The 6,759-nt window shown below is 67.7% G+C and carries 7 protein-coding genes; 5 read left to right on the forward strand and 2 right to left on the reverse strand.

Translation table 11 applies throughout. The features are described from left to right. The coding region (locus tag ELR45_RS13540; RefSeq protein WP_420813883.1) for an SIS domain-containing protein at window positions 1–756 on the reverse strand (756 nt) is incomplete at its 3' end. Between the two features lie 282 nt (window positions 757–1,038). On the opposite strand from ELR45_RS13540, the gene ELR45_RS13545 reads away from it, so the two are divergent. The 5 genes from ELR45_RS13545 (at window position 1,039) to ELR45_RS13565 (ending at window position 5,772) form a co-directional block, all read left to right on the forward strand. Next, the gene (locus ELR45_RS13545; RefSeq protein WP_129666829.1) at window positions 1,039–1,776 is read left to right on the forward strand and encodes a GntR family transcriptional regulator; all 738 of its coding nucleotides are present in this window, start codon (window positions 1,039–1,041) and stop codon (window positions 1,774–1,776) included. Between the two features lie 34 nt (window positions 1,777–1,810). After that, a complete protein-coding gene (locus ELR45_RS13550; RefSeq protein WP_129666831.1) occupies window positions 1,811–2,851 on the forward strand; it encodes a hypothetical protein in 1,041 nt (346 codons plus the stop codon). A 111-nt stretch (window positions 2,852–2,962) separates the two neighbouring features. Further along, window positions 2,963–4,303, forward strand: coding sequence for a Na+/H+ antiporter NhaA (gene nhaA, locus ELR45_RS13555; RefSeq protein WP_129666833.1), 1,341 nt, complete (start codon window positions 2,963–2,965; stop codon window positions 4,301–4,303). 126 nt (window positions 4,304–4,429) lie between these two features. Further along, window positions 4,430–4,858 (forward strand): phage holin family protein, encoded by a 429-nt coding sequence (locus tag ELR45_RS13560; RefSeq protein ID WP_129666836.1) that lies wholly within the window; start codon window positions 4,430–4,432, stop codon window positions 4,856–4,858. Next, window positions 4,855–5,772 carry an alpha/beta fold hydrolase gene (locus ELR45_RS13565; protein ID WP_205856555.1) on the forward strand — a complete coding sequence of 306 codons (918 nt, stop codon included), beginning with the start codon at window positions 4,855–4,857 and terminating at the stop codon, window positions 5,770–5,772. The genes ELR45_RS13560 and ELR45_RS13565 overlap by 4 nt, the downstream gene beginning before the upstream one ends. 143 nt (window positions 5,773–5,915) lie before the next feature. On the opposite strand, the gene ELR45_RS13570 is transcribed toward ELR45_RS13565, so the two are convergent. Further along, window positions 5,916–6,759 (reverse strand): MarP family serine protease (locus ELR45_RS13570; RefSeq protein ID WP_165367753.1); only part of this gene is annotated, 844 nt, incomplete at its 5' end.

The raw sequence follows: 6,759 nt of genomic DNA on the forward strand, positions 1-6,759 counted from the left end.
CAGGAGAGCGACGTGCTCGGCGTCGACCACCGCGATCGGCCCGTGCCGCAGGTCTGCGTAGGAGAGTCCGCGGACCGGGCGGAGACATGTCTCCTCGATCTTCAGCGCAGCTTCCAGCGCTGTGCCGAAGACGATCCCACGGCCACTGACCAGTGCTTCCGCAGTGGAGGCGAGCCGTTCGGCGGCCTCGTCCACACCGGCTCGCCGGGTGATGAGCCGCTCCACCTCCGCGGGGACCCGGTCCAGGTCCGCGTCGAGAGCTTCCGGGTCGGGTGCCATGGCTGAGGCCAGCACGGCCATCGCGGCCAGCTGTGCCGTGTAGGACTTGGTGGCGGGGACCGCGAGCTCGGCACCGGCCTGGGTCACGAGCGCGACGTCGGCGGCTCCGGCCAGGGAACTGCCGCCGTCGTTCGTCACTGCGACGGTGCGCGCACCGCGGCCGGCCGCCCATTCCTGCGTCTCGACGATCTCCTGTGTCTCACCGGACTGCGAGACGCACACCACCAGCGCCTCCGAGAGGTCGAGCTCGGCATGGTAGTGCGTGGCGACACTGGGAGCCGCAAGACCGCTGGCCAGACCGGCATGGACCTCGAGCAGGTAGCGGCCGTAGACGGCGGCGTTGTCCGACGATCCGCGGGCGACGAAGAGGACTACGCGGCGATCGGTGGCGATTTTGCGCAGAGCTGTGCGCTGCGGCCGGAGAGACTGGATGGTCCGGGCCAGAGCGGCCGGCTGTTCGGCGATCTCCCGGGCCATCGTTGTCGCGGTCTGGTTCACGTAGTTCCTCTCACACGGCTGGACGGGAACCTCAAGGCCGGCTCGGTTCTCCAGGCTGTGGTCATCCGATGCAGGTTATCCAGGCCAGAAGCTTGACATCGGTACTGCCACGCATCATCGTAAAGGGCACCAGCTTGTCAGAACCAGTACAGACCACTGGCGGGGGCGGTGCGGACCAGATTCCGTGTCACCAGGCTGTCGCGGAATCTGAGGCGGATCGACCGTGCCCGGCTGGAACTCGTCGCCGGGAGGGGGAACGAAATGAACGTCGTCGATGGTCCAGTACCCAAGCATCGTCAGCTGCGGGACATCTTGCTCGCGATGGTGGAGGGCGAGCTCGTGCCCGACGCTCCGATCCCATCCGAGCGTGAGCTGGTGCAGAGGTTCGGCGTCAGCCGGGCCACCGTGCGGGAGGCGGTGGGCCGGCTCGTCTCCGAGGGCCGGCTGTATCGCGTGCGTGGCAAGGGGACGTTCGTCGCGGCGCCCAAGGTCGAGTCGCAGATGCACCTGGCCTCCTTCACCGAGGACATGCGGCGGCGGGGGCACAAACCGTCCACGGTGGTGCTCGGGGCGGATGAGACCGTAGCCCCGCCACCGGCCCGGGCAGCGCTCGGCCTCGACGTCACGGACCGCGCGTTCCGTATCGAGCGATTGCGTTCGGCGGACGGCGCGCCGATGGCCCACGAGGTCTCCTGGCTCCCTGCATCGCCACTGCCAGACCTGCTGGAACGCGACCTGATGAGCTCGATCTACTCGATCCTCGCGCACGACTACGGGCGGGTCCTGGACTCCGCCGCCCAGACGGTATGGGCTGAAGGAGCAGACCCGCTGCGCGCCCGGCTGCTGCGCGTGCCGCCCGCCGCTCCGCTCCTGGTCTTCCGCAAGACGTCCTATGCGTCCGGACGCCCGATGGAGCACGTGACATCCTGGTACCGCGCCGACCGTTACCAGGTGCACATGACGTTGGACAGCGCCCTACACGGACACCGCCCAGCGTAGAAACAGCCTCCGGAACCGTGAGAAGCTGGCACTCATGGGCTTTTTCCGACGTAAGACCGCCCGTGCGGTCGATCCGCGGCCTGCCATCGCTGACTTCTGGTCGTGGTGGGCCGCGCACCGGGGGGACGTCGTCAAAGCGGTCGATGAGGACCGCACCGATGACGCACTGAGAATGCTCCAGCCGCTGGTGGCGGCTATCGACGCCCGCCTGAGCTGGCAGATCGTCGGCAGCCGTGGCAAGAGGTTCGCGCTCGTCGTGTCCAGTGCCGGTGAATCGGACCTGCGCAGCGTCGCCGAGCGGTGGCTGCTGGCGGCGCCGGACGACGGCGATGTCGAGTTTCTCTCCAGCCGGCAGCGCGACCCCGCTGTCTTCGAGTCGTCGACGCTGAAGGTCGACGACTACGACTTCGACATGAGCGAGCTAGAGGTCGGTGCCCGGGTGGACACCGCTTCGAACAAGGTCGACGTCGCGGTCTATCATCCACTGTTCACGCTGGTCGACCATGACCACCGGCTCCAGGTCGCGTTCGTCGGGCTCGACGCCGCGCTCGGCGAGACAGGCGTCGAGCGCTGGATCGGCTCCGTCGACGTCTCCGTCGACAAGCCGCTCGACTCGATCGCGATGGCCTCGCTCAGCGAGGTCGTGGACCAGCTGGGATCCGCAGGCAGCGGGGAGTGGGCGGCGATGGAAGGCAGAGGGCCGCGGGGTCCCGTCTTCGCCATCATCCGCAGGGCGGTGGGGCGGCATACCCACCCGCTCGCCGATACGCACATCGCGGTCGTTCTGGAGTACGACGCCGCCGGGAACGGCATGCCATCCGACCCGTCGATCTCCAACGACATCGAGGAGCTCGAAGGCAAGGTCGTCGACGCGTGGGGAGGCGAAGGGCCGCGGGTCGTCCATGTGGGACATGTCACGGGTGGCGGGCAGGTTGTCGCGCATTTCTACGTGGACGGGCTGGAGGTCGACGCGGACGCGGTAAGACCCGTTCTCAGCGGCTGGAGCCGTGGGAAGACGTCGACGGCCAAGTCACACGACCCGCAATGGGAACACGTCGCACCTTTCATGCGCTAGAACGTGTAATCCGGGTCGGCCCTATCGTTCGCGTAGAATCGCCAACGGGTGTGCCGGGAAGTCTGGTCGGCGGTCGGTTGTCAGTGATGCTCAAGCCAAGCTGAAGGTGGTATGCCCGTGACTCGCCCTGCCTCTCGACTGTTCGGTCGGATCCCGTGGCCGGAGGCGCGGTACCTGTCGTCCATCATGCGCAGCGAGACGACAGGTGGTTTCCTCATGCTGGGAGCCGCTGTCCTTGCCCTGGTGTTGGCGAACGTCGCATCAGGCTCATACGCGTCACTCTCCGAGACCACGTTCGGGCCCTCCGCCCTCCATCTCGACCTGGACCTGGCTCACTGGGCGGCCGACGGGTTGCTGGCCATCTTCTTCCTGGTCGTCGGGCTGGAGCTCAAACGCGAGCTCATCGTGGGCAGCTTGCGCAAACCCGCGGCGGCGGCGTTGCCGATCGTGGCCGCGGTATGCGGCATGATCGGCCCCATCCTCGTCTTCACCGTGATCAACGTGGTCGGCGACGGAGACATGCGGGGCTGGGCGGTGCCCACCGCCACCGACATCGCGTTCGCACTGGCGGTGCTCGCCGTGATCGGGTCGAGGCTCCCGGCGGCGCTGCGCGCATTCCTTCTCACGCTCGCGGTCGTCGACGACCTATTGGCCATCACCATCATCGCGGTGGCCTTCACCTCCGGTTTGGAGTTGCTTCCCCTGGCCGGTGCCGTGGCCATCCTGGTGGTCTACTACCTGATGCAGCGGCGCGACGTCGGTGCGTGGTGGATCTACGTCCCGATGGGCGTCGTCGCCTGGGCGCTGACCCACGAGAGCGGCATTCACGCCACCGTCGTGGGTGTGGCGTTCGGTCTGCTGACCAGGGCGCACCATCGTGAAGGGGAACATGAGGCTCCGGCGGAGCGGGTGGAGCACCAGATCCGCCCGTACTCGGCCGTCATCTGCGTTCCCATCTACGCGTTCTTCGCGGCCGGTGTCGCGGTGTCGGGTGAAGCGCTGCGTGAGACTTTCACCGAGCCGCTCGCGTTGGGTGTCACGCTCGGGTTGGTGCTCGGGAAGGGCGTAGGCATCGTCCTCGGCACGTTCCTGGCCGCGAAGTTCTCGCGTGCCCAGCTCAGCGACCGGCTGGCGTGGAGCGACATCCTCGGGCTCGGGTTGCTCGCCGGCATCGGGTTCACGGTGTCCCTGCTCATCGGGGAGCTGGCGTTCCGGGGCGAGGAAGAGCTGATCGACATGGTGAAGATGGCCGTACTGATCGGTTCGGTGCTGTCGGCGCTGCTGGCCATGGTGGTCCTCGGTGCGCGCAACCGGGCCTACCGCCTCATCGACGAAGAGGAGTCGAGGGACAGCAACGGCGACGGTATCCCGGACGTGTACCAGGAAGAGGCCCAAACCGAGACACCGCAGGACGCTCGCTCGAAGGTTTCGGACCCGGATTCCGGCACGTAGCGGGTCACCGAGGCGAGGCACGCTCGCTGTTCTCGAGTCTATGTCCGTCCAGTGCGGGTACAGTCATCCGTGAGCGTAGCTTCGCCACGCGTATTCGATGTCTGAAATGCAAAAACGGGAGAAGGCATGGTGACCGGGCCGGGTACCAACGGCATGGAGACTGTCGGTGAGACATCCCAGGCGTCCATCGGACAGCTCGTCGCCGCGGTCAGGGAAGACGTCACAGGTCTGATCAAGGATGAGGTCGACCTTGCTAAGGCGGAGCTCCGCGAGGACTTAAAGTCAGCCGGCATCGGTGGCGTGCTGGTAGCTGCCGCCGGTGTGCTCGTCTTTCTGGCGGTCGTCTTGTTGTCGGTGGCCCTCGCTTACGGGGTCTCCGCGCTCGGACTCGCCGCAGGGTGGGCATTCCTGATCGTCGCGGTCTTCTATCTCGTGGTCGCAGGAGCTCTCGGGCTATGGGCCAAGGCACGGTTCGGCTCTGTGAAGGGGCCGAAGCGGGCTCAGGCGGCGGCCCGCCAGGCCGTGCACGCTCTGCGTGCGACGTCCGCGTCGTGACCGCGCCAGCGTTGCTCCACGACGTCGTCGAGGTTCCCGGACCGTGGACTCATAGGCGGATCTCGGCGAACGGTGCGCAGTTCCACGTGGCCGAGCTCGGCCATGGCCCCTTGGTGCTCTTCCTCCACGGTTTCCCGGAGTTCTGGTGGGCGTGGCGGCATCAGATGCCCAAGATCGCCGACGCCGGCTGGCGAGTGGTCGCGATGGATCTGCGTGGCTACGGCGGTAGCGACAAGCCGCCGCGTGGCTACGACCCGCTGACGTTCGCGGCGGACATCACCGGTGTGATCCAGTCCATAGGCGAGCGGCAGGCCGTGCTCGTCGGCCATGGCTGGGGCGCGTACGGAGCCTGGACGGCCGCGTCCTTCCGGCCCGCGCATGTGCGAGGGCTGGCCGCGTTGTCGATGCCACATCCGTTGGTCCTGCGACGGCACATGCTCAAAGGAGGCATCGCCCGCCACGGCTCCCTCTTGGCCTCCCAGGTCCCGTTCGTCCCCGAGCGACGGCTGGTCGCCGACGACGGCATCCGTGTCGAGCAGCTGCTGCGGCGCTGGACGTCGCCGTCGAGCCCGTTTCCCGACGAAGAAACCGGCGCCCGCTACAGCGAGGCGATGCGGATCTGGCCCGCCTCGCATTGCGCCCTGGAGTACCAGCGATGGGCCGTCCGGTCCCTCTTCCGTTCCAACGGCCGGAGATTCTCCAGGCGTCTGGAGAGGCAGCCGATCGCCGCGCCGGTTCTGCAGATCCATGGTGGTGCCGACCGGCAGCACACCTCGCAACTAGTGGCATCCTCCCGGCATCATGTCGCGGGGCGCCATCAATGGTTGCAGCTTGAGAACGTCGGTCATTTCCCACACGAAGAGTCCCCGGACCTCGTCACCGACACTCTCGTCGAGTGGCTCCGCACGGTCTGAATAGACGCGACGGAAGGCGAGAGCCGGATTTCTTCGGAGCGATCTTCGGTCGGCGGCAGCTCGACGCAACCAGCAGAGGAAGCCACTCCGCCGACCGCGTGAGAGCGAGAAGAAAATCGGCCCTCGCCCCACCTCACGACGGATCAGGTGCAGCTGCCAGTCGAGACGGGGTCGGTGGCGTCGGGCGCCGCCTCCGCCATGTCGCGGACCTCGTCGAGACTGAGCGCGTAGCCGGTGTCGGGGTCGGTGAGGGACGCGGCGAAGACCACGCCGGTGACGTTGCCGTAGAGGTTGACCATGGGCCCGCCGGAGTTGCCCGGCCGGACGCTGCCGCGCACCGCGAACACGTCCCGGTTCACCTGGTCGGAGCCGTAGATGTCGTGGCCACGGAGATCGTACTGTCCGCGCACACGCACCGGAGCCGTCGTCAGCGGGTCACCCTCCGGGTAGCCGACGACGACGGCGTCGTCGCCGCTGCTGGGCACGACTTCGGCGAAGCCCAGCGGTTCCTGGGGCAGGTCCGGGACGGCCAGCACGGCGAGGTCGGTCTCCGGATCGAACTGGACGACCTGCGCTGCCAGTGGGTCGCCGTCGGCGAAGGTGACCACGGGCTCGGAGACGCCGGCCACGACGTGCGCGTTGGTCATGACGCGCTCTTCAGCGATGACGAAACCCGTGCCCTCAAGGACACGGGAGCAGGCATCGGCCCGGCCGGTGATCTTGATGACGCTCGCCGCGGCACGGCGGACGTCCTCGTCGCGGTGGAGGTTGCCGGACGGCGCCTCCACCTCGTCGAGAGGCTCGGACTCCCACGGCACGACGACCTCGGGGAATCCACCGGCCACGACGACGTCGTCCAGGGCCGCCCGGACGCGGTCCGGCGAGACGGGCACGGCGTCGTCGACCGTGCTCAGGATCGCCGACTCACGGACGGACTTGGACATATGGGGAATGGCGGCGGTGGAGATGGCCAGCCCGCAGGCCCAC

It is taken from the genome of Phytoactinopolyspora endophytica (genome assembly GCF_004138495.1).
In the GTDB taxonomy this organism is placed as follows: Bacteria; Actinomycetota; Actinomycetes; order Jiangellales; family Jiangellaceae; genus Phytoactinopolyspora; species Phytoactinopolyspora endophytica.

Bases quoted from the DNA above. Each gene is read 5' to 3' on its own strand.
- ELR45_RS13545 (WP_129666829.1), top strand. From the start codon at position 1,039: ATGAACGTCGTCGATGGTCCAGTACCCAAGCATCGTCAGCTGCGGGAC.
- ELR45_RS13550 (WP_129666831.1), top strand. From the start codon at position 1,811: ATGGGCTTTTTCCGACGTAAGACCGCCCGTGCGGTCGATCCGCGGCCT.
- nhaA (WP_129666833.1), top strand. From the start codon at position 2,963: ATGCCCGTGACTCGCCCTGCCTCTCGACTGTTCGGTCGGATCCCGTGG.
- ELR45_RS13560 (WP_129666836.1), top strand. From the start codon at position 4,430: ATGGTGACCGGGCCGGGTACCAACGGCATGGAGACTGTCGGTGAGACA.